Source organism: Kribbella sp. NPDC023972, assembly GCF_040639075.1.
Lineage (GTDB): Bacteria > Actinomycetota > Actinomycetes > Propionibacteriales > Kribbellaceae > Kribbella.
Genome location: NZ_JBEZZH010000002.1, coordinates 757,654 through 779,435, shown reverse-complemented (window position 1 = coordinate 779,435; position 21,782 = coordinate 757,654). Strand labels below are relative to the sequence as shown.

Sequence of the window (21,782 nt, the reverse complement as noted above, 5' to 3'; positions counted from 1 at the left end):
GCTCGTGTCTCCCGGCCCATCGTCGCGTTCAGCAGTGGACGGATCAGAGGTCCCGGTCAGGGGCGGATGGTGGCCGACGGCTCGAGCCGTACGACGACGGACTTCGACGTCGGCGTGTTGCTGCCTTCGGCGGCGGAGTCCAGCGGGACCAGCGGGTTGGTCTCGGGGTAGTAGGCGGCGGCGGTACCGACCGGGGTGTCGTACTCGACGACACGGAAGTCACGCACGCGGCGGTCCCGGCCGTCGTCCCAGCAGGCGACGATGTCGACCAGGTCACCGGCACGCAGACCCATCGCCCGCAGATCCCGGCGGTTGAGCATCACCACGAGGCGACCGCCCTCGATTCCGCGGTAACGGTCGCTGAGCCCGTAGATGGTGGTGTTGAACTGGTCGTGGCCGCGCAACGTCTGCAGGACCAGGCAACCGGGAGGCACCTCGAGAGTCTCGATCGGGGACGCCGTGAAGTGGGCCTTCCCGGAGTCGGTGGTGAAGGTGCGGCTGTCCCGCGGCGGGTGCGGCAGCACGAAGCCGCCACGGCGCGAGACCCGCTCCTCGTAGTCCTCGAACCCGGGCACCACGCGCTCGATGCCGGCCCGGATCAGCCGGTAGTCCGCGCCGAGTGCAGCCCAGTCCACCACCGACTCGGTACCGAGCGTCGCCTGGGCGATACCGGTGACGATCGCCACCTCCGAGCGGAGGTGCTCGCTGGCCGGATCGAGCCGGCCGCGGGAGGCGTGCACCACCGACATGGAGTCCTCCACGCTGATGAACTGCGGCCCGGCCGCCTGGTCATCGCGTTCGGTGCGTCCCAGCGTCGGCAGGATGAGGGCGGTCCTTCCGGTGATCAGGTGGGACCGGTTCAGCTTGGTGGAGATCTGCACGGTGAGCGCCGTACGCTCCAGCGCCTCTGCCGTCAGGGCCGTGTCCGGTGCGGCATGCAGGAAGTTGCCGCCGAGGGCGACGAACACCGACGCCTTGCCGGCCAACATGGCGTGGATGCACTCCACGGTGTCGTAGCCGTCGTGCCGGGGCGGTTCGAAGCCGTACTCGGCGGCCACGGCGTCGAGGAACTCGGCCGGCGGTTTCTCCCAGATCCCCATCGTGCGGTCGCCCTGCACGTTGGAGTGGCCGCGCACCGGGCACAGACCGGCGCCAGGTTTCCCGATGTCGCCACGGGCCAGGGCGAGGTTGACGACTTCCTTGATGGTGGCAACCGCGTTGCGGTGCTGCGTGAGGCCCATCGCCCAGCAGTAGACGGTGGCGTCGGAGTCGGCGACCATCCGGGCTGCCTGCGTGATCTCCTCGCGGGACAGCCCGGTGACTGCCAGCACCTGGTCCCAGTCCACCTTCGTGACGTGGTCGCGCCACTCCGCGAACCCCACGGTGTAGCCGGCGACGAAGTCGTGGTCGAGGGCATCCCACTCGACCAGGAGCGCCCCGATGGCCTGGAAGAGCGCGAGGTCACCGTTGAGCCGGACCTGCAGGTGCAGGTCGGTCAGATCGGTTCCACGCCCGAGTACACCCCGCGCGTTCTGGGGATTGTGGAAGTTCACCAGGCCCGCCTCGCGCAGCGGGTTGATCGAGATGATGCGGGCGCCGCGCTTCTTGGCGGTCTCGAGGGCGGAGAGCATCCGCGGATGGTTCGTCCCGGGGTTCTGGCCGGCCAGCACGATCAGGTCGGCCCGGTAGAGGTCTTCCAGGCTGACGCTGCCCTTGCCGATACCGATGGTGTCGATGAGCGCGACACCGCTGGACTCGTGGCACATGTTCGAGCAGTCGGGCAGGTTGTTGGTCCCGAACGCGCGTACGAACAACTGGTACACGAACGCGGCCTCGTTGGAGGCGCGGCCGGAGGTGTAGAAGACCGCGTCGTCCGGGGACGCCAGATCCCGCAGGTGGTCGCCCACCACCTGCAGTGCCCGATCCCACGAGATCGGCTCGTAGTGGTCGGCGCCGGGCCACTTGACCATGGGGTGCGTCAGCCGCCCCTGCTTTCCGAGCCAGTGGTCGGTCTGGCCGAGCAGGTCACTGATGCTGTGCTCGGCGAAGAATGCGGGCGTGACCCGGGCTTTCGTGGCCTCTTCGGCGACCGCCTTCGCGCCGTTCTCGCAGAACTCGGCACGGTGCCGGTGTTCGGGGTCGGGGTCGGGCCACGCGCAGCTCATACAGTCGAAGCCGTCGGTCTGGTTGAGGCGCAGCAGCGTCCGCGCGGTGCGGACCGGGCCCATCTCCTTCCAGGCCCGCTGCATCGCCACCTTGACTGCGGTCAGCCCGGCGGCGTGGTCGTGCGGGTGGTCAACTGTCAGGCTCGACTCGTCCGCGGACCCGAGCAGGCCTTCGTCGTTCCCCATCAGCACTCGATGACGTTGACGGCCAGACCGCCGCGAGCGGTCTCCTTGTACTTGGTCTTCATGTCCCGGCCGGTGTCCCGCATCGTCTTGATCGCCTTGTCCAGACTCACCTTGTGGCTGCCGTTGCCGTTGATACCGAGCCGTGCGGCGTTGATCGCCTTGATCGAGGCGATCGCGTTCCGCTCGATACACGGGATCTGCACCAGTCCGCCGACCGGGTCGCAGGTCAGCCCGAGGTTGTGCTCGATGCCGACCTCGGCGGCGTTCTCCACCTGGGGTGGCGTACCGCCGAGGACCTCGGCGAGACCGCCGGCCGCCATCGAGCAGGCCGACCCCACCTCACCCTGACAGCCGACCTCGGCGCCGGAGATGGAGGCGTTGGTCTTGAACAGGATCCCGATCGCGGCCGCGGTGAGCAGGAACCGCACGATGCCGTCGTCGTTGGCGCCCGGCACGAACCGGACGTAGTAGTGGAGGACCGCCGGGATGATCCCGGCGGCGCCGTTGGTCGGCGCCGTCACGATCCGGCCGCCCGACGCGTTCTCCTCGTTGACCGCCAGCGCGTACAGGTTGACCCAGTCCACAACGTGCAACGGGTCGGCCTCCGACTTGCCCGTCAGTTCCCGGTACAGGCCGGGCGCCCGCCGCGGGACGCGGAGACCACCCGGGAGCACGCCCTCGCGGTGGTAACCGCGCTCGACGCACTCGGCCATCACCGACCACAGGTGCAGCATCCCGGCCCGGATCTCCGCCTCGGTGCGCCATGCCTGCTCGTTCGCGAGCATCACATCGCTGATCGACATCCCTTCCCGGGCGCAGATCTCGAGCAGCTCCTCCCCGCTGCTGAACCCGAACTTGACCTGGGTGTCGTCCACCACGACCCGGTCGGCGCCGGTGGCCGACTCGTCGACGACGAAGCCGCCGCCGACGGAGTAGTAGGTGTGCCGGGTGATCTCGGCGCCGGCCTCGCCGAAGGCAGCGAACGTCATCCCGTTCGGGTGGACCGGCAGGCTCTTGCGGCGATGCATGATCAGGTCGTTGTCCACGTCGAACCGGACCGGCGTACTGCCGGCCAGCAGCAAGGAGCCACCAGCCCGGATCTCGTCGATCCGCGCGTCGGCCCGCTCGGTGTCAGTGGTCGCCGGGTCCTCACCCTCCAGACCGAGTACGACGGCCTTCGGGGAGCCGTGCCCGTGTCCGGTCGCGCCGAGAGAGCCGAACAACTCGGCTCGGAGTGAGCGGACCTCAGACAGCCGGCCTGTCTCGGCCAGGCCGTCGGCGAACCGCTTCGCGGCGCGCATCGGCCCGACCGTGTGCGAGGACGACGGCCCGATACCGACCGAGTAGAGATCGAAAGCGGACAAGGCCATCAGGAGTTCACGCCGTCCCGGAAGCCGGAGCCGAACTCCTGCATCGCGTCCAGCAGCCAGGCGGCGACGTACTGCGCGAACGACGAGCGCGGCAGCAGACGATACGTATCGGGGCCGATCTGCCACAACAGCAGCGGCATCCGGGCCAACGTCGTGGACACCGCCCGGCCGGCCTCGAAGGCCCGAGGATGCAGATCCAGCGGGCATCCCTTGCTGAGCACCGACCGGGCGGCCGGGCCAGAGAGTTCGAGAACAGTCCGGTTCGCGGAAAGGTCCACGACGGCGGCATGGGCGTCACCGACGGCGTCGAGGAGCGCCTCGAGCAACGCGCCAGGCTCGAGTTCGGAGACGATGAGCCACTCGTCGGGGCCGAGCCAGAGCAGGTGATGGCCGGCGTTCGCGGTGACCTGGCCGCACGATCGGGGCAGGTTCGTGCCCAGCACGCCCTCGACAGCGGCCGCGGCCGGCGAGCTCGGGTCCACCCGCAGGCCGACCATGGTCAGGTAGGGACGCTCCGTCAGCGACACGTGCCGGTCACCGCTGACGGCACCCTCGCGGAGGTCCAGCGTCAGGTCGGCCAGGGGGCTCCTGCGCTGCACTGTGAGGTCAGCCATCTCGCTTGGTCCCTTCGGGGTCGTAGAGCACGGAGGAGGTCACCTCGACCTCGACCAACTGGTCGCCGACCGGTGCCACCAGCACCTCACCGATCCGGTCCCTGCCGCCTTCGACGAGGGCCAGTCCGAACGTCCGCTCGAGGGCCGCACTGTGGTAGCTGGACGTGACGTGTCCGAGCATCGGGACCGGATCGATGCCGTCGAGCGGGGTACCCGCCGCGATCAGCTGGCTGCCCTCAGGCAGCACCGTCGTCCGATCCAGCGGAAGTACTCCGACCATCTGTTTGCGGTCGGTGCGCTGGGTGTCCGGGCGGGAGTAGGAACGTTTGCCGATGAAATCCTTCTGCTTGGACACGATCCACTCCATCCCCGCGTCCTGGGGGGTGACCGTGCCGTCGGTGTCCTGCCCGACGATCGGGTACCCCTTCTCGGCCCGCAGGACGTGCATGGTCTCGGTGCCGTACGGCGTGATGCCGAGGTCCTGGCCGGCGGCGTAGATCTGCTGCCACACCGCGAGCCCGTACCATCCGGACACGTTGACCTCGAAGGCCAGCTCGCCGGAGAAGGAGATGCGGCAGATGCGGGCCGGCACTCCGGAGGCGAGTGTGGTCTCCCGAAGTGTCATGAACGGGAACGCCTCGTTGCTGACGTCCAGGTCGGGCGCCAGCCGTCCGATGACCTCGCGGGAACGAGGGCCGACCACGGCGATGGTCGACCACTGCTCGGTGACCGAGGTGCAGTACACGTCCAGCTCGGGCCACTCGGTCTGCAGCCACTCCTCCAGCCAGTCCAGCACCGTGGCCGCGCCGCCGGTGGTGGTGGTCATGAAGTAGCGGTGCTCGGACAGGCGCAGCGTCACACCGTCGTCGAACACCATGCCGTCGGGCTTGCACATCACGCCGTACCGGGCGGAGCCGGGGGCCAGCTTCTTGAACGCGTTGGTGTAGACCCGGTTGAGGAACTCGCCCGCGTCGGGCCCGCTGACCTCGATCTTGCCGAGGGTGGAGGCGTCCATCATGGCCACGCCGGTGCGGGCCTGGCGGCACTCGCGGTCCACCGCGGCGTCCATCTCCTCACCCGGCAGCGGGTAGTAGCGAGGGCGCAGCCACTGGCCGACCAGTTCGAACACGGCATCGTGCTCGACATGCCAGCGGTGGATCGGGGTGGTTCGCTCGACGTCGAAGAGCTTGCCGCGTTCGCGTCCTGCCAGCGCCGCGAACGACACCGGCGAGTACGGCGCCCGGTAGGTGGTCGTCCCGATCTCGCCGATACCCGGTCCGCCGAGAGCGGCCGCGATCACCCCGATGGCATTGACGCCAGAGGTCTTCCCCTGGTCGTTCGCCGTGCCGATGGAGGTGTAACGCTTGACGTGCTCGACACTGCGCATCCCGGCGCCGGTGGCCCGCCACACGTCGGCGACGGTCTGGTCGCGCTGCAGGTCGACGAAGTGCTCGTCCCACTCCGTCGGGTCGCCTTCAGTGGCGGGGACCAGCCACAACTGGCGAACCTCCCCAGCCCCCCGGAGCGGTGCGGTGCCGCTCACGCGCAGCGGCTGAACCGCGAACCCCGCCCGGGTGGCAGCGGCCGCGCCGGCGCTGGCGCCCTCGCGCAAGCCGTCGTCCAAGGTAAAGGTGCCGGCCGCGGCTCCGACGACCTGCTGGCCCCTGATCGCGCCGTCAGGGACGAAGGCCGCCAACTGGTCGTCCCAGCGCAGCTGTCCGCCGCGCTGGCTGTGCAGGTGGACGACCGGACTCCAGCCGCCGGAGACGGCGAGAAGGTCACACTCGAGCGTCTCCCAGGAGGTGGCCTGGTCACAGTGGTCGAGGGTCCCCACGTGGACCGCGGTGAGCAGGCCCGTGTCCGGGTCACCCTCGGTACCTTGCGCAGTACTGCAGGGCAGGACCCGGACACCCCGGGCGGCGATCTCGGCGGCACGCTCGGAGATGACGTCGCGGGCGTCAAGCACGGCGACCAGTTCGACTCCGGCGGCCAGGAGGTCCTCGACGGTGTCGTAGGCGCTGTCGTTGGTGGTGGCCACCACGGCCTTCTCGCCGAGCTTGACGGCGTACCGATTGATGTAAGAGCGCACCGCGTTCGCCAGCATGATGCCGGGGCGGTCGTTGCCGGCGAAGACCAAGGGCCGCTCGTGGGCACCCGTGGCCAGCACAACCTGACGGGCGCGGAGGTGCCACACCCGCTGCCGCGAGACGCCGCTCGGCGCCGGGGTGGACAGGTGGACGGTGCGGTTCTGCACCGCGAGCACGTAGTTGTCGTCGTACGACCCGAACGCGACGGTGCGAGGCAGGACGGTGACCTCGGGCTCGGCGGCCAAGGCCCGGGCGGCCTCGGCGACCCAGTCCCGGGCGGCTTGGCCGTTGACCTCTTCGTGCCGGCTCGACAGCAGGGACCCGCCGAGCTCGGACTGCTCGTCAAGCAGCACTACTCGGGCCCCGGACCGCGCCGCGGACAAGGCCGCGGCAAGTCCGGCCGGCCCGGCGCCGACGACGAGTACGTCGGTGTGCAGAAACTTCTTGTCGTAGCTGGCGTCGTCGGCGATCGGGTCGAGTACGCCGAGTCCGGACAGCGTGGCGGCGGTGAGGCCGTCGGTCAGGACGCGGGTGGTCGCGGGCACCATTGGCTCGGGGTAGTCGCCGCCGATCTGCAGCAAGGCGTTGGCCTCCTCGACACCGGCGGCCATGATCCCGCGGGGCCGGCCGCGGTAGATGGAGTCACCGACCCGCACCTGCCCGTTGGCCAGCAGCGCCGACGCCACGGTGTCGCCCGGGTGTCCGGTGTACTCGACGTTGTCGATGGTGAAGGTCAAGACGGTGTCGCGATCGATCCGCCCTCCGGTGGGAAGGCGGCGGGACTGGGTGCTCATCGCGGCTCTCCTGCTTCGGATCCGGCGCCGACCGCCGGCCGCCGGTCGGTGTTGGTGTAGACGGCGAGGACCTGATAGGTCCGGGTGTCGCGCACGACGTTGAACCAGCGACGGCAGCCGGCGGTGTGGACCCAGCGTTCGGCGAACGGGCCCTTGGGGTTGTCACGGAAGAACAGGTACTGCGCCCATTCCTCGTCGGTGAGGGCGCTCGGGTCTTCGGGGTAGGGGACGTGGGCTTGGCCGCCGTAGTGGTACTCGGTCTCGTCCCGCGGGCCGCACCATGGGCAGTTCAGCTGCAGCATCGGGTTGCTCCTCTGGTCTGATTCGGATCAGTGCGCGACGGCGGCGGCGCCGTGCTCGTCGATGAGGGCTCCGGTGACGAACCGCTCCAGCCCGAAGGGCCGGTTGAGCTTGTGGGGTTCACCGGTCGCCATCGTGTGCGCCATCGCCCAGCCGGCCCCGGGAGTCGCCTTGAACCCGCCGGTCCCCCAGCCGCAGTTGATGTACAGGTTCTCGACCGGCGTCGGCCCGATCACCGGTGACGCGTCGGGCGAGACGTCGACGATGCCGCCCCAGGTGCGCAGCAGGTGGGCACGCCCGAAGATCGGGAACAGCTCCAGCGCCGCGGCCATCTGGTGCTCGATCACGTGGAACGACCCGCGTTGCCCGTACCCGTTGTAGGCGTCCACCCCGGCGCCCATGACGAGTTCTCCCTTGTGTGCCTGGGAAACGTAGACGTGCACGTGGTTGGACATCACCACGGTCGGGTGGATCGGCTCGTAGAGCTCGGAGACCAGAGCCTGCAGCGGATGGGACTGGACCGGCAGCCGGAATCCGGCCTTCTCGGCCAGGACGCTGCTGTGGCCGGCGGCGACCAGACCGACGGTGCCGGCGTTGATCCGGCCGCGGCTGGTGTGCACACCGACGACCCGGTTGCCGTCCTTGACGAAACCGGTCACCTCGCAGTTCTGGATGATGTCGACACCCATCGCGTCGCAGGCCCGGGCGAAGGCCCAGGCGACGTGGTCGTGCTTGGCGATCCCGGCGCGCGGCTGGAAGGTTGCCCCGAGCACCGGATAGCGCACGTCGGGAGAGATGTTGACGATCGGGCAGATCTTGGCGACATCCTCGGGCTCCAGCCACTCCGCGTCCACCCGGTTCAGCCGGTTGGCGTTGATCCGCCGGGTGGCCTCACGGACGTCTTGCAGGGTGTGCGCCAGATTGAGCACGCCCCGCTGACTGAACAGGAAGTCGTAGTCGAGCTCGGCGGGCAGCAACTCCCACTGCTTGAGCGCGAACTCGTAGATCGCGGCACTCTCGTCCCACAGGTAGTTGGACCGGATGATGGTTGTGTTGCGGGCCATGTTGCCGCCCGCGAGCCAGCCCTTCTCCAGCACCGCGATGTTGGTCATGCCGTGATTGCGGGCCAGGTAGTACGCGGTCGCGAGACCGTGGCCGCCGCCACCGACCACGATCGCGTCGTACGACGCCTTCGGGTCGGGGTCCCGCCACAGCCAGTCCGGGTGTTCCGGAAGCGGCTTGACCATCAGTCCTCCAGCAGGGGGTAGAGCGGGAACTTGGAGGCGAGGGCTTCCACGCGTCCCCGTAGGTCATCGGTGAGGCCGGGATCGAGCGGGCCGCGCAGCGCGAGCGCGATGATGTCCGCGACCTCCTCGAACGCGGCCGCGTCGAAGCCACGGGTGGCCAGCGCCGGGGTGCCGATGCGCAGGCCCGAGGAGACCATGGGTGGCCGCGGGTCGAACGGGACGGCGTTGCGGTTGACGGTGATCCCGATGGAGTGCAAGCGGTCTTCGGCCTGCTGGCCGTCCAGCTCGGAGTCGCGCAGGTCCACCAGCACCAGGTGCACATCGGTCCCGCCGGTGAGGACGGAGACGCCGGCCTCGGTCACGTCCTCGGCGGTCAGCCGCCGGGCCAGGATCTGGGCGCCTTCGAGGGTACGGCGCTGCCGGTCCTCGAACTCCTCGGAGGCGGCCATCTTGAACGCGACCGCCTTGGCCGCGATGACATGCTCGAGCGGGCCGCCCTGCTGTCCGGGAAAGACCGCGGAGTTGATCTTCTTCAGCAACTCCTGGCGGCAGAGGATGACACCGCCGCGAGGGCCGCCGAGCGTCTTGTGGGTGGTCGTGGTCACCACGTCGGCGTACGGCACCGGGCTGGGGTGCAGTCCGGTGGCCACCAGTCCGGCGAAGTGGGCCATGTCCACCATCAGGTATGCCCCGACCGCATCCGCGATCCGGCGGAAGGCGGCGAAGTCGAGCCGGCGAGGGTACGCCGACCAGCCGGCCACGATCAGCTTCGGGCGATGCTCCAGCGCGAGCCGCTCCACCTCGTCCATGTCGACGAGCAGGTCGGACTCGCTGACGTGGTAGGGCACCACCTTGTACAGGCGTCCAGAGAAGTTGATCCGCATGCCGTGGGTGAGGTGGCCGCCGTGGGCGAGGTCGAGTCCGAGGATGGTGTCGCCGGGCTCGAGGAGCGCGAACATGGCGGCCGCGTTGGCCTGGGCACCCGAGTGCGGCTGGACGTTCGCCGCCTCGGCGCCGAACAGCGCCTTGACCCGGTCGATCGCCAGCTGCTCGACGACGTCGACGTACTCGCAGCCGCCGTAGTACCGGCGGCCCGGGTAGCCCTCGGCGTACTTGTTGGTGAGGACCGACCCCTGGGCCTGCAGTACGGCGGTCGGCGCGAAGTTCTCGCTCGCGATCATCTCCAGCGTGGACTGCTGCCGGCGCAGCTCCTGGGTGACCGCGGCGGCGACCTCGGGGTCGAAGTCGGCGAGGTCCCGGTCGAGCAGGTTGCCGGCGGCCCTGGTGTTCTGGATGGTCGTCACGGGGTTCTTCCTTCGCTGTCGAGGTCCGGCTCAGGCGCCGTGGTGGAGGGAGTCGAGGACCCACTGGTGGAACTCGGCGATGTGGTGCTCGCTCGGCACCAGGACGCCGCCGTCGGCGTAGACGCGCGAGTTGGTGGCGAGCTGGCAGCGCTCGCAGGCGTCGAAGTCCTGCTGGTTGACGCGGTGGAACAGCTCGACGGAGTTCGACACGTCCTTGCCGCTCTCGACGACGTCGGGCAGGTAGAGCCAGTCGCACTCGACGATGGTGTGGTCGGCGGCCATCGGATACATCCGGTGCAGGATCACGTGGTCCGGCACCAGGTTGAGGAAGACCTGCGGCCGGATCGTCACCGCGTAGTAGCGGCGGTCCTGGTCTTCGGTGATGCCGGGGATCCGGTCGAACCCTTCGGAGCCGTCGACGGTGAAGCCCTTGATGTCCGCGCCGAACTCGGCACCGTGCCCGACGAAGTACTGCGCGGCGAATCCGTCGGCGAACTCGGGCAGGACTTCGGTCAGCTCGGGGTGGATGGTGGCGCAGTGGTAGCACTCCATGAAGTTCTCGATGATGAGCTTCCAGTTCGCCTTGACGTCGTACCTGATCCGGCGGCCGAGCGCGAGGTTGGCCACGTCGTAGTGCTCGATGGACTCGATATCGCCCAGCCGGGTACGGACCGCGCCCATCACGGTGTCCTCGAAGGACGGGGCTTCGTCGGCGACACAGACCCACACGTAGCCGAGCCACTCGCGGACGTGGACCTTGCGCAGGCCGTACTCGACCCGGTCGACATCGGGCATCTTGGTCAGGTTCGGGGCGGCGACGAGCTTGCCGTCGAGGTCGTAGGTCCAGGCGTGGTAGGGACACTGGAAGGAGCGCTTCACCTCGCCGGACTCCGCCGTGCACAGCTGCGCGCCCCGGTGCCGGCAGATGTTGAAGAACGCCCGGGCCTCGCCGCGACGGCTGCGGGTGATCAGGATGCTCTCCCGGCCTACCTGGACGGTCTGGAACGCACCGGGTGTGCCCACGTCGGCGGACCGGGCGGCGCAGAACCACATCTGCTCGAAGATGAGCTCCTGCTCGCGGGCGAACAGTTCGGGATCGGAATAGGCCGAGCCGGGCAGCGTGTTCAGGAAGCTTTCCGGCCGGGTCGTGTTCTCGATGAGGGTCATGCTGTTGCTCCTTGCAGGGACGGGAAGGCCGGGATCGAGGCGAGCTGGCGCCGGACAGACATGAAGTGCTTGGGCTGGTCGATGCCGAGTACCGCGACCGGCTGCCCGCCGCGGCGGTACACCGCCACGAACGAGCCCTCGGCCACCGAGCCGGTCTCGACCTCGCAGCCGTCGGCCAGCTCGGCGTGGCCGGCCAGCTGGATGCGGCTGCCGTGGATGTCGGACCACAGGTAGGGAGCGCGCCGCGGAGACACGGCCTGATCGCCACCGAGCAAGGTGCGGGCGGCGATCGGGGCCCGGTCCAGCGCCGAGGTCCAGTGCTCCACGCGCTGGTGGCGGCCCAGCGCCGGGTCGAACCAGGCGCTGCAGTCGCCGACCGCGACGACACCCGGGAGGGAGGTGGCTCCGAAGGCGTCGCAGAGGATGCCGTCGCCGAGCTCCAGGCCGGAACCGCCCAGCCAGCCGATGGCGGGAGTCGCGCCGATCCCCAGTACGACGGTGTCGGCCGGAAGGTGCCACCGGTCGGCGAGTACGACGTCCAGCCAGTCGCCGGAGGCCCGGACCTCGCTGACTCGCGCGTGTGTCATCACTTTGACGCCATGGCGCCGGTGCAACTCGGAGATCGTGCCGGCGAAGGGGCCCAGGCTTGCGCGCAGCGGTGCGCTGTCGGGCACCAGCAGGGTCACGTCACTGCCCGTCGCCCGGGCCGTGGCGGCAACCTCGGACCCGATGTAGCCGCCGCCCACCACGACCACCCGGCCGCCGCGGCGCAGGTCCTCGCGCAATGCGACGGCGTCGTCGAGGGTCCGGAGCAGGTGCACGCGATCGAGCCCGGCCCCGGGGAGATCGGCGCGGGCGCCGGCGCCGGTGGCGATCACCAGGCCGTCGAACGACACGGTGGATCCGTCGTCGAGGTCGAGCGCGCCTGCCTCGAGGCCGACCGCGCGCGTGCCGAGCCGCCACTCGATGCCGAGGTCCTCGCCGTCCGCTTCGAGGGTGAGGTCAGCGATGTCGGTGGCGTGGGTCAGGAAGTCCTTGGACAGCGGGGGCCGGTCGTAGGGACGGTGACGCTCGTCCCCGACCACGACGAGCTCGCCGTCGTACCCCTGGGTGCGCAGCGCCCGGGCGGTGGCGAGGCCGGCCAGCGAGGCACCGACCACGCAGACCCGCCTGACGACCGCGCTCATGAGATCGTCCCGGCGGGGCCGGCGGTGACGCCCGGCGGCAGGTTGGGTGCGTCCTCGGACAGGGTCACGTAGACCATGTCGTCCTCCACATGCACCTTGTGGGTGCGGACCGGCCGCTTCGCCGGAGGCGCGTCGACGGCACCGGTGCGCAGGTCGAACCGGGAGGCGTGCAGCGGGCATTCGACCTCGCAGCCCTCGAGCCACCCGTCCGCCAGTGAGGCGTCCTGGTGGGTGCAGGTGTCGTCGATGGCGAACACCTCGCCGTCCTCGGTGTGGAAGACCGCGATGGGAACGTCGCCGTCGATGCGGACGGCTTCGCCGCGCGGTAGCGCGGACAACGGGCAGGCCGGGATCATCACTGCACCTCGCTGGCGATCGGTCGCGGGCTGAGGCCGGCGGTACGCTCGGCCGCCTCGACGACATTGGTGAGCAACATTGCGCGGGTCATCGGGCCGACGCCGCCGGGCATCGGGGCCAGCCAGGCCGCGACCTGGGCGACCTCGGGATGGACGTCGCCGAGCAGACCCTCGTCGGTCCGGGTGACACCGACGTCGAGAACGGCGGATCCGGGCTTGACCATGTCGGCGGTAATCAGCCGCGGAGTTCCGGCCGCTGCCACCACAACGTCGGCACGGCTCACCTCGGCGGCCAGGTCCTTGGTGCCGGTGTGGCACAAGGTCACCGTCGCGTTCTCGCTGCGCCGGGTGAGCAGCAGGCCCAGCGGGCGGCCGACGGTGACGCCCCGGCCGACGACACACACGCGGGCGCCGTTCAGACCGACGCCGTACCGGCGGAGCAGCGCGACGATGCCGCGCGGGGTGCACGGCAACGGAGCCTCGACGCCGAGGACGAGGCGGCCCAGGCTGACCGGGGCCAAGCCGTCGGCGTCCTTGTCGGCGTCGATGCGCTGCAAAGCCTCGTTGGCGTCCAGTCCGCGCGGCAACGGCAGCTGGACGATGAACCCGTTGCACCCAGGGTCGGCGTTGAGGCGATCGATCGCCGCCAGCACATCCTCGCGGGTCGCCGACGCCGGGAGGTCCTCGCGGATGGAAGCGATACCGACCTCGGCGCAGTCGCGGTGCTTGCCCGCGACATAGGCGGTGCTGCCGGGGTCTTCGCCCACCAGCAGGGTGCCGAGGCCCGGCTGGATACCGCGGTCGGCAAGGGCGGTCACACGGGCCCGCAGGTCGGCTCGGATCGCGGCCGCGGTGGCCTTGCCGTCGAGGAGCTGCGCGGTCATGGGGCTCCTTATCGTGGGTGGTCGTCGTGGTCGGGTGAGCTGGTGGCGTCAGCCACGCAAGCGGGTCATCTTCGGGTCGAACAACGGCTCGGGAGTGACCGTGGCGCGGACCCGGCGACCGAAGTAGCCGATCTCGGCCCGCCTGCCTTCGACAGCGAGCTCGGCGGGCAGCCAGGCGTAGGCGATGCCCTTCTCAATCGTGTAGCCGTAGGCGGCGCTGGTGACGTAGCCGACCGGGCGGCCGTCGACGTACACCGGCTCCTTGCCCATCACCACGTCGGTGGCGTCGTCGATGGTGAGGCAGGCGAGGCTGCGGGTTTGCGACTCCTTGCGGCGCAGCAAGGCCTCACGGCCGACGAAGTCCCCCTTGTCGAGCCTGACGGCGAAGCCGAGGCCGGCCTCGTACGGATCGTGCTCGAATGTCATGTCGGCGCCGAAGGACCGGTAGCCCTTCTCCAGCCGCAGACTGTTGAACGCTCCGCGTCCCGCGGCGATGATTCCGTGCTGCTGTCCGGCCTGCCAGATGGTGTCCCACAGACGCAGGCCGAGATCCGCCGACGTGTACAGCTCCCAACCGAGCTCACCGACGTACGACAGGCGCATGGCGGTCACCGGGACGTTGCCGATGTGCAGCCGGCGGGCCCGGAAGTACTTCAGGCCGTCGTTGGTCAGGTCGGCATCGGTCAGCGGGCCGAGGACCGCACGGGCGTTGGGACCCCACAGACCGATACAGCAGGTGCCTGGGGTGATGTCGGTGACCTGGACCGATCCGTCCTCGGGCAGGAACCGGTGGAACCAGTCGGTGTCGAGGCTGCCGTTTGCGCCAACCTGGTAGTGGTTCTCACCGAGGCGGGCGACCGTCACATCGCTGCGGATACCGCCGTCGATGTCCAGGAGAAGGGTGTAGGTGACCGAGCCGACGGACTTGTCCACGTTTCCGGTGGTGAGCCGCTGCAGGAAGGCGGTCGCGCCGGGACCGGTGACGGTGAGGCGCTTGAGGGCGGTCATGTCGTACATCGCGACGTTCTCGCGGGTGGCCAGCGCCTCGGCCCCGACCACCGGGGACCAGTAGCGGGCGGCCCAGTCGTTGGGCTGCGGGATCGTGAACCGCTCGAGCAGGTTCTGGTTGGCGTCGTACCACTGGGGGCGCTCCCAGCCGGTGGCCTCCAGGAAGAACGCACCCAGCTCCTGCTGACGGGCGTAGAACGGGGAGGTCCGCAGCGGCCGGGGTGAGTCCATCGGCTGCAGCGGATGCAGGATGTCGTAGACCTCGACGAAGTTCTGGCAGTCGCGCTCGAGCACATACTCGGGAGCCAGCTGGAAGCTCTCGAACCTGTTCACGTCGCACTCGTGCAGGTCGAAGCTGGAGCAGTATCCATCGACCAGCCACTCGGCCATGGCGCGTCCGACGCCGGCCGAGTGGGTCACCCAGACCGCCTCCGCGACCCAGAAGCCGGACAGGTGGGGCGACTCGCCGAGCAGCGGCATGCCGTCGGTGGTGAAGGAGAAGACGCCGTTGATGCCCTCCTCGATCTTCGTGTCGGTGGTCGCGGGCAGCAGGGACTGCGTCTCCTCCCAGGCGGGCGCGAAGTCCTCGGGGGTGAACGTGAGCACCGAAGGCATCACCTCGGCCTCGTCCACGGAGAGCAGGTCGTGCGCCTCGATCGGCATCGGGCGGTGCCCGTAGTAGCCGATGCCCAGGGTGTCGTACCGGTCGCGGTAGTAGAGGTCGGCGTCCTGGTGGCGCAGGATCGGGCGGACTGCCTCCTGGTCCTGGCCCTCGAGCGAGGGCACCGGGCCGGTCCAGGCGAGTTGGTGGCCGAGCGGGGTGAGCGGGAGGTCCATGCCGGCCATGGCGGCCACCTTCGGCCCCCAGATCCCGGCGCAGCAGACCACGACGTCGGCGGGGATCTCGCCGTGGTCGGTGACGACACCGGTCACCTTGCCGTTCTCGGCCACGATGTCGAGCACCTCGTGGCGGGCGAGGAACTTCACGCCGCGGCTCTTCGCCTGCTCGATCTGCGCTTCGACCGCCCACAGCGCCTTGGCCAGACCATCGGTGGGGATGTACAGGCCGCCCAGGACCCGGTCGCGGTCGAGGAGGGAGTGCAGCTCGACGCACTCGTCGGGGTCGACCAGCCGGGCGTCGATCCGCCAGGAGGTGAGCCAGCCGTGCCGGCGCTGAAGCTCGGCGAGGCGCTCGGGCGTGGTGGCGACCTCGAGACCACCGACCTGGAGGAAACAGGACTGGCCCTCATGCCGCAGCGCGACGAACTTCTCCACGGTGTACCGGGCCATCTCGGTCAGGGCCTTCGAAGCGTTGGCCTGGAAGACCAGACCGGGCGCGTGCGACGAGGAGCCACCGGTCGCGGGAAGGTCGCCCTGGTCGACGACGGTGATGTCCGTCCGGCCCAGTGCGGACAGCTCGTCCGCGAGGGCCGCGCCGACCACTCCGGCGCCGATGATGACGGTGCGCGGTCCGGCCATACCGTGCCTCCTGTTGCGTAGTCTGCAAATGATTGCGGTAGATGCAACCATGCCTAGCGCTTCCGGGCGTCGTCAAGAGCCCGCATCGCCGAAAAATCCGGCCGCCGGTCCGACCGTGCCTCCGAGGCGCCCAGAGGGGCGGCAGTCGACCCCCGTGATCTGCACGCTCGCTTAACGGCTGAGGCCTAAAGCGGAGTCCGGCTGCCACAACCGGCAAAAGTGGCCGAGCCGTTGACTTCGTTGCGCACCCGAGGCTTCACTTTCGGACAGGACCGTAAATAGGTCGTCCACCGGAGGCATCGTCATGCGATCAGCCCGTTCGCTCATCGCGGTGGCACTCGCCGCGCTGCTCGTCACCACCCTGACCACGTCCGCCGACGCCGGCCAACTCGCTCAGGTCGGCCCACCGACGGCGACCCTTGTCTCACTCGGTACGCCGCTGTCCGACGTACTCCTGATCGGCGGCACCGTCGCGCCCGGCCCGAACGGCAAGAGCGCGATCTGGAACGTGTCGACCGGCAAACCGGCGTACCTGAACGCCATCGACCCGGCCACCGGCGCCAGCCTGCTCTCCGCGCCACTGCCCGGCGCCGACGGCAGCTACGCCGTGGCCGCGGCACCCGACGGCACGATCTACGCCGGCACGTACAACAACGGCCACCTCTACCGCTGGAAGCCCGGTTCGGGGACCACGGTCGAGGACCTCGGCCGCCCGATCGCGACCGAGACGTTCATCTGGCGGATCACCACCGACGAACAGGGCAACGTGTACGGCGGCACCTTCCCGAACGGCAAGGTGTTCCGGTACGACCACGCGACCGGCGCGGTCCGCGACTACGGCCAGGTCAAGGCCGGCCAGCCGTACGTCAAGAGCATCGACTACGCGAACGGCAAGGTCTACACCGGTTCACTGCCCGACGCGCACATCATGGAGCTCGACGTCGCGTCCGGCGCGATCACCGAACTGCCGTCGCCACCGGGCCTCGGCGACCCCGCGGACAAGGTCGTCTACGACCTGAACGCGCGGGCCGGCCGGGTCTACGCGCGGATCAGCACCGCCTTCCCCGGCCCGATGTACGTCTGGGACATCGCCACCCGCACCTGGGTCGACGAGATCCCGAACGCGCACGGCCTGGACATCTCCCCGGTCGGCGACAACGGCGAGATCTACCTGATCCAGGCCAGTGAGCTGAAGAGGTACGACCCGGCGACCAAGACGCTGAGCGGGACCGGTCTCACCTTCACCGGCCGGATCCAGAACACCCGCTCGATCGGCTGGGCCGAGCTCGGCCTGCCCGACTACCCGGGCAAGAGCATCATCGGCACGCTCTGGCGCGGTGAGGAGTTCCGCTACAACCCGCAGACCGGCAAGTCGGAGATCTTCCAGACCCAGGTACGGCGGGAGCCGATCGAGATCCTGTCCGTGGCCGGCGGCAAGGACAAGATCTACGCCGGCGGCTTCCTGAACGGCGGAGTCTCGGTCGTCGACCCGGCCACCGGTGCCGCCACCTTCAACCGGTTCTCGCAGGTCGAGGCGCTGCTGGAGGGCAAGGACGGCAAGCTCTGGATCGGCGCCTACCCCGAAGCCCGGCTCTACTCCTACGACCTGAGCCAGCCGTGGAGCAGTCCGGAGTACTCGCCCGGCCCACCCGGTACGCCGGACAACCCCAAGCAGCTGCTCAACCTCAAACCGGACATCTTCCAGACCCGGGCCCGGGCGCTGGTCGAGGTGAACGGCAAGATCGCGATCGGAACCGTTCCGGACGGCGACCGGCTCGGCGGCGCGCTCGTCATCTACGACCCGAGGACCGGTACCGCGCAGAAGTTCCGCAACGTGGTCCAGGACGAGAGCGTCTTCGGCCTCACCGCCCGCGGCGGCATCGTGTACGGCGGTACGTCGATCGTCGGCGGCCTCGCCACCACGCCACCGACCCGGACCGACGGCACCGTCTTCGCCTGGGACGTCAGGCGCGCCAAGAAGCTGTGGGAGACCGTGCCCGTGCCCGGCGCGATCACGGTGTCCGCGGTGACGATGGGCCCGGACGGGCTGCTCTGGGGTGTCGCCGGCAAGACCGTCTTCGCGGTGGACCCCCGCTCGGGCAAGGTGGTGAAGTCCTACGTCCTCGGTACGACGTCGTCCAGCGGAGACATCGTCGCGACCAGCGATGCGGTGTACGTGAGCATCAACCTGACCAAGATCTACCGGATCGCACCGGGTCAGGCCCCGACGCTGTTCGTCGAGAAGGCACACCGCCGGCTCGGCGTCCGCAACGATCACCAACTGCTGCTCACCTACGGCGCCGAGCTGTTCCGAGTTGATATCAGCCGTTGACAGCCCAAATTCCACCCAGCTACTTTCGGTCCTGACCGTTATTCGGTTCACTGCTTTCCGGCCCTGACTTCCGGACACCCAGGGGGTGCGATGAAATCCACGCTGCAACCCACGCTGCAAACCACCGTCCGCCGCATCGCGGCACCGCTCACGGCGCTCGTGCTGGCCGCTGCTCTCAGTTCATGCGGGGGCGGCGACGACCCGGGCGCGTCGGAGGACAAGAAGACCGTCACCCTCTGGATGTATCCGGTGATCGCCGACCAGGCGACCAGTGACGCGTACTGGCAGAAGGTCGAGAAGGACTTCGAGGCCGCGAACTCCGGCATCGACCTGAAGCTCGAGATGCAGCCGTGGGACAAGCGCGACGAGAAGATAGCGGCCGCCTTCGCCGGCAAGAAGGGCCCGGACGTCGTCCTGCAGATCCCGGACCAGCTGCCGCAGTACGTCAAGAACGGCTCGTTCGAGCCGGTCGACGACGTGGTCGAGGAGGCCCTGGACAAGTTCCTGCCAGCCGCGATCCCCGGCCTGACCGTGGACGGCAAGGTCTACGCCGCGCCGATCTACCACACCGTCACCACGACGATGTTCAACAAGACGATCCTCACCAAGGCCGGGATCAGCAAGCCGCCGGAGACCTGGGACGAGATCAAGGCCGCGGTACCGAAGATCAAGGCGGCCGGCTTCTCCACCCTGGACTACTCCGCCTCGCCCGAGGCGTCACTGAACCTGAACTTCTACCCGCTGCTCTGGCAGGCCGGCGGCAAGGTGTTCGCCGACGACGGCAAGACGGTGGCCTTCAACCAGGCGCCCGGGCTCGAGGCACTCACCTTCCTGAAGAGCCTGTACGACCAGGGCGCGATCCCGAAGAGTGCCTTGACCAACGGCAACCTCGTCGCCGACCAGCCGTTCGGCAAGGGTCAGGTCGCGATGGCCTTCAGCAGTACGCCGGCCGACGCGAAGACGGTGGCGGCGACCTGGGGGGCCGCCAACGTCGAGATCGGCAAGCCGTTGACAGGCAAGAAGCAGGTCGCCTTCGGCATCCCCGGCGGTCTGGCCGTGAACGCCGCCTCGGAGAACATCGAGGCGGCGAAGAAGTTCCTGTCCTTCATGATCCAGCCGGCCCAGGTGGAAGGGCTCAGCAAGGCGTCGGGCTTCTTCACCCCCCGCACCGACGTGAAGGCGCCGGTCACCGACCCGGCCGCACAGAAGTTCGCCGACTCGCTGCAGTACACCTACGCGGGTGAGCGGAACGCGTCCGCCCGCCAGGTGATGTCGCTGCTGGGTGTTGAGATCCAGGCCGTGCTGACCGGTAAGAAGGCACCCCAGCAGGCGCTGGACGACGCCGCCAAGCAGGCCAACGACCTCCTGTCGAGACAACGTTGACCGAGGCCCGCCAGGTCCCGGACTCGGCCACGGGTGACCCAAAGCCCGTGGCCGCCCACCCGGCACCCCCGACCGCCAAGCCGGCCTCCAGCAGCGACAGCACCTTCCCCCCGGGCGCCGGCTCACGCGCCGGTTCCGTCTTCCGGCGATCCGCGCCTGCACTGGGGCGGCGCGGATCGCTCCGGAGGCCGTGGGTCGGGTTGTTGTTCGTGGCTCCGATGCTGCTGCTGTTCTTGGCGTTCCGGTTCTTGCCGGTGGTCGGCGCGGTACTTCTCAGCCTGACCGACTACCGGCTCAGCGGCCGCTGGTCTTTTGTTGCCACCGACAACTACACCCGCCTGCTCCAGGACGGCCTTTTCCACCAGGCGTTGCTCGTCACCCTCACCTACACGGTGATCTTCGTTCCGCTGACCGTCCTGCTGTCCCTCGGCACCGCCGTCATGCTGCATCAGGTGGTCTGGAGGCGCGGCTTCTTCCGCGGCGTCTTCTTCCTGCCGTACGTGACCAGCATCGTGCTCGCCGCGGTGATCTGGAAGTGGATCTACGACGCCCAGGACGGCCTGATCAACTCCGTCCTCGGGCTCGTCTCGATCGGCCCGGTGGACTTCCTCGCCGAGTCCGGCCTGGTACTGCCGTCGATCGCGGTGACCTCGGCCTGGAAGGGCTTCGGCTACTCGATGCTGATCCTGCTCGCCGGGTTGCAGGCAGTGCCCCGCTCGTACCTGGAGGCCGCGATGATCGACGGCGCCGGCACCTGGCAGCGGTTCCGCTACATCACGCTGCCGCAGCTGCGGCCGGTGCTGTTCTTCGTGCTGGTGATCGAGACCATCGGCGCGTTCCAGGTCTTCGACGCGATGTACGTGATGACGGGCGGCGGCCCGGTGCGGGCGAGCTACTCGCTTGTCTACTTCCTGTACGACAGCGGCTTCAAGTACTTCGACTTCGGCTACGCCAGCGCGATCGGCCTGGTGCTGTTCGCGATCGTGCTCATCGTCTCGCTCGTGCAGCGACGGCTGGTCGGGAGGGACGACTGATGTTGAACCTGCTGGAACGACCGCGGCCCCAGGACGCGGCACCACCGGCGCCGAAGGCCGAGCGGCGCCCGGTCGCCCGGCTCACGCTGCCGACGTTGCTGATGCTGACCGCGATCGTCACCATCGTGCCGTTCGCCGCGATGGTGCTGGTCGCGTTCGCGCCGCCGAGCGGCCGGACGTTCCCGGACGCGCTCGACCCGACCCGCTTCACCCTCGACAACTTCACCCGCGTGCTCTCCAGCTCCGACATCCCGCGCTGGACGGTCAACTCGCTGCTGTACTCGCTGGTGTCGGTGGTCTTCGTCCTGCTGTTCGCGGCGATGGCCGGCTACGCGTTCGCGAAGAAGCGGTTCCCGGGCCGGGAGATCATGTTCTGGGCCTTCCTGGCCACCCTGATGGTCCCGTTCCAGGCGACGCTGATCCCGTCGTACATCCTGGTCTCGCGGCTCGACTGGGTGGACAGCTACTGGGGACTCATCGTTCCCACGCTGGCGAACTCGCAGGCCGTCTTCCTGCTGCGGCAGTTCATCAGCCAGTTGCCGGACGAGCTGTTCGAGGCGGCCGAGATCGACGGGGCGCCGGAGTGGCGGATCTTCACCCAGATCGTGCTCCCCCTGATCCGGCCGGCGCTGGCCACCCTCGGCATCTTCGTGTTCCTCTGGCACTGGAACGACTTCCTCTGGCCGCTGGTGATCGGGCAGTCCGGCGAGATGCAGACCCTCACCGTCGGCCTGGCCACCCTGCAAACCCAGGCGGTACCGATCAACCAGGTCATGGCCGGCGCCACCATCACCGTCGTACCAAGTCTCCTGGTCTTCGGCCTCCTCCAACGCTACTTGACGGACAGCATCGCCATGTCCGGCCTGAAGGCTTAGGAGTCTCACC

The 21,782-nt window shown here is 69.1% G+C and carries 16 protein-coding genes; 4 read left to right on the top strand and 12 right to left on the bottom strand.

Going from position 1 to position 21,782, the window contains the following annotated elements; all coding sequences use genetic code 11:
- Positions 1-56: 56 nt before the first annotated feature.
- From AB0F43_RS12850 to AB0F43_RS12795, 12 genes are read right to left on the bottom strand one after another with little or no spacing between them, the layout of a single operon-like run.
- Entirely contained in the window at positions 57-2,351 is a 2,295-nt protein-coding gene (locus AB0F43_RS12850; RefSeq protein WP_360474421.1) for an FdhF/YdeP family oxidoreductase, read from the bottom strand.
- Positions 2,351-3,721 (bottom strand): L-serine ammonia-lyase, encoded by a 1,371-nt coding sequence (locus AB0F43_RS12845; protein WP_360474419.1) that lies wholly within the window; start codon positions 3,719-3,721, stop codon positions 2,351-2,353. The genes AB0F43_RS12850 and AB0F43_RS12845 overlap by 1 nt, the downstream gene beginning before the upstream one ends.
- Positions 3,721-4,335 (bottom strand): sarcosine oxidase subunit gamma family protein, encoded by a 615-nt coding sequence (gene soxG, locus AB0F43_RS12840; protein WP_360474417.1) that lies wholly within the window; start codon positions 4,333-4,335, stop codon positions 3,721-3,723. The genes AB0F43_RS12845 and soxG overlap by 1 nt, the downstream gene beginning before the upstream one ends.
- On the bottom strand, positions 4,328-7,216 hold the full coding sequence (locus tag AB0F43_RS12835; protein ID WP_360474415.1) for a sarcosine oxidase subunit alpha family protein: 2,889 nt from the start codon (positions 7,214-7,216) through the stop codon (positions 4,328-4,330). The genes soxG and AB0F43_RS12835 overlap by 8 nt, the downstream gene beginning before the upstream one ends.
- Entirely contained in the window at positions 7,213-7,518 is a 306-nt protein-coding gene (locus tag AB0F43_RS12830) for a sarcosine oxidase subunit delta (protein WP_360474413.1), read from the bottom strand. The genes AB0F43_RS12835 and AB0F43_RS12830 overlap by 4 nt, the downstream gene beginning before the upstream one ends.
- A 27-nt stretch (positions 7,519-7,545) precedes the next feature.
- Positions 7,546-8,763: a sarcosine oxidase subunit beta family protein gene (locus tag AB0F43_RS12825; protein WP_360474411.1), complete on the bottom strand. Its 1,218-nt coding sequence runs from the start codon at positions 8,761-8,763 to the stop codon at positions 7,546-7,548.
- On the bottom strand, positions 8,763-10,067 hold the full coding sequence (gene glyA / locus AB0F43_RS12820) for a serine hydroxymethyltransferase (protein ID WP_360474409.1): 1,305 nt from the start codon (positions 10,065-10,067) through the stop codon (positions 8,763-8,765). The genes AB0F43_RS12825 and glyA overlap by 1 nt, the downstream gene beginning before the upstream one ends.
- A gap of 30 nt (positions 10,068-10,097) precedes the next feature.
- Entirely contained in the window at positions 10,098-11,234 is a 1,137-nt protein-coding gene (locus tag AB0F43_RS12815) for an aromatic ring-hydroxylating dioxygenase subunit alpha (protein ID WP_360474408.1), read from the bottom strand.
- On the bottom strand, positions 11,231-12,421 hold the full coding sequence (locus AB0F43_RS12810) for an FAD-dependent oxidoreductase (protein ID WP_360474406.1): 1,191 nt from the start codon (positions 12,419-12,421) through the stop codon (positions 11,231-11,233). Before AB0F43_RS12810 ends, AB0F43_RS12815 begins: the two co-directional genes overlap by 4 nt.
- Positions 12,418-12,777, bottom strand: coding sequence for a bifunctional 3-phenylpropionate/cinnamic acid dioxygenase ferredoxin subunit (locus AB0F43_RS12805; protein WP_360474404.1), 360 nt, complete (start codon positions 12,775-12,777; stop codon positions 12,418-12,420). The genes AB0F43_RS12810 and AB0F43_RS12805 overlap by 4 nt, the downstream gene beginning before the upstream one ends.
- Entirely contained in the window at positions 12,777-13,661 is an 885-nt protein-coding gene (locus tag AB0F43_RS12800) for a bifunctional methylenetetrahydrofolate dehydrogenase/methenyltetrahydrofolate cyclohydrolase (RefSeq protein WP_360474402.1), read from the bottom strand. The genes AB0F43_RS12805 and AB0F43_RS12800 overlap by 1 nt, the downstream gene beginning before the upstream one ends.
- 48 nt (positions 13,662-13,709) lie before the next feature.
- The gene (locus AB0F43_RS12795; RefSeq protein ID WP_360474400.1) at positions 13,710-16,148 is read right to left on the bottom strand and encodes an FAD-dependent oxidoreductase; all 2,439 of its coding nucleotides are present in this window, start codon (positions 16,146-16,148) and stop codon (positions 13,710-13,712) included.
- A gap of 304 nt (positions 16,149-16,452) precedes the next feature.
- Here AB0F43_RS12795 and AB0F43_RS12790 point away from each other — a divergent pair, with 304 nt between their 5' ends.
- From AB0F43_RS12790 to AB0F43_RS12775, 4 genes are all read left to right on the top strand, one after another.
- Positions 16,453-18,480, top strand: a complete 2,028-nt coding sequence (locus AB0F43_RS12790) for a hypothetical protein (RefSeq protein ID WP_360474398.1) — start codon at positions 16,453-16,455, stop codon at positions 18,478-18,480.
- A gap of 90 nt (positions 18,481-18,570) precedes the next feature.
- Positions 18,571-19,863 carry a sugar ABC transporter substrate-binding protein gene (locus AB0F43_RS12785; RefSeq protein WP_360474396.1) on the top strand — a complete coding sequence of 431 codons (1,293 nt, stop codon included), beginning with the start codon at positions 18,571-18,573 and terminating at the stop codon, positions 19,861-19,863.
- Positions 19,864-20,081: 218 nt separating this feature from the next.
- Positions 20,082-20,897, top strand: coding sequence for a sugar ABC transporter permease (locus AB0F43_RS12780; protein WP_360474528.1), 816 nt, complete (start codon positions 20,082-20,084; stop codon positions 20,895-20,897).
- Positions 20,897-21,772, top strand: a complete 876-nt coding sequence (locus tag AB0F43_RS12775) for a carbohydrate ABC transporter permease (RefSeq protein WP_360474394.1) — start codon at positions 20,897-20,899, stop codon at positions 21,770-21,772. The genes AB0F43_RS12780 and AB0F43_RS12775 overlap by 1 nt, the downstream gene beginning before the upstream one ends.
- Positions 21,773-21,782: the final 10 nt, after the last annotated feature.